Source organism: Actinoplanes italicus (assembly GCF_003001815.1).
Classification (GTDB): Bacteria; Actinomycetota; Actinomycetes; order Mycobacteriales; family Micromonosporaceae; genus Actinoplanes; species Actinoplanes italicus.
The window spans coordinates 1-1,106 of record NZ_PVMZ01000067.1 but is presented as its reverse complement, the minus strand read 5'-3'; the positions used below and the strand labels follow the sequence as shown (position 1 = coordinate 1,106).

The 1,106-nt window shown below is 61.6% G+C and carries 1 protein-coding gene and 1 pseudogene; both read left to right on the top strand.

Annotation, left to right across the window (positions count from 1 at the left end):
- Window positions 1–85, top strand: a pseudogene (locus CLV67_RS50825) (IS5/IS1182 family transposase); the annotation flags it as partial.
- The coding region (locus CLV67_RS50820) for a restriction endonuclease (RefSeq protein ID WP_146169679.1) at window positions 82–1,106 on the top strand (1,025 nt) is incomplete at its 3' end. The pseudogene CLV67_RS50825 and the gene CLV67_RS50820, both read left to right, overlap by 4 nt.

Genomic DNA, 1,106 nt, shown 5'->3' with positions numbered 1-1,106 from the left:
GCGCTGCTGCCCACGCCGAGCCACCGCGATCGTGCAGGCCATCCTCGTTCTGCACCACGTCGAAGCCAACCGCTACGCAGGATGAAAAAGGCTCAAGGATTGGACGGCTATGCAACGCCATCACTCGAACAGTGGGAGATGATCAAGATCGCGCCGCGTCGTTCGTCGCTGGGCCCCGGTGACCCTCTACCGGGCAAGGAGCCGACGCTGCCTCCGACGCCCAGTCTCTTGCCAGACCAGTTCGAGGACTTCACCGAGCGAGTGCTGAGTGCGCATCGATTCTGTCCTGGTGGAATTCGGCGTGTCACACGAGTCGAGCGGTGGGGCCGCCGAGGCGACTTCCAGGACGGCATCGACTTCGAAGGCGCGTTCAGCGATAGGAAGACTGCAGCATGGCAGTGCAAGCGGCAGGACAAACTCACCCCGGCGGATGTCCGCGAGGCTGTTCGGGTCTGCACCTTCAAGGCTGATGAGTACTACCTCGTCTTCTCCGGCGAGGCCTCTCGTGATGCCAGGAACGAGATCAAGAAGTTCCCACGCTGGCAGCTGTTAGACCGTCGCGGCCTCAACCGGATGTTGAATGATGTTCCGTTACACAAGCGTCGTGATGTCCTTGATCAAACCTGGGATCGGCGGACGCGGCAGTTCCTTCTCAACGTTCCAGGCGCCGACGCTTTCCTGAGCCTCGATACTTTCGTAGCAGATCGAACACGCTCATCGGCTCCCTTGAACGACTGCGGACCCAGAATCGGCCGCAATGCGGAGATCGAGGCGATGCGTACGGCGCTCAACCGGGCTCACGACTGGCCTAGCGTTGTTACTGTTGCCGGCCCGGGTGGTCGCGGCAAGACCCGACTACTCACCGAAGCTTTGCAGGAGTTCCAGCAGGCTAATCCCCAGGTTCCAGTCATCTGCTTGTTTCCCGGTCGCGTCGTGGACCAGGCCGCTCTGGACGAACTGCCTCATACACCGGCCGTCGTTGTGGTCGACGACGCGCACCGAGACCCAGCCTGGGCCTGCCCCGTTTTGACGGACATCCAAGATCAGGGGACCTGGGGTCTCCGGGAGGATGTCCAGCATCATGGAGAGCGTGGGAAAGAAGCGAT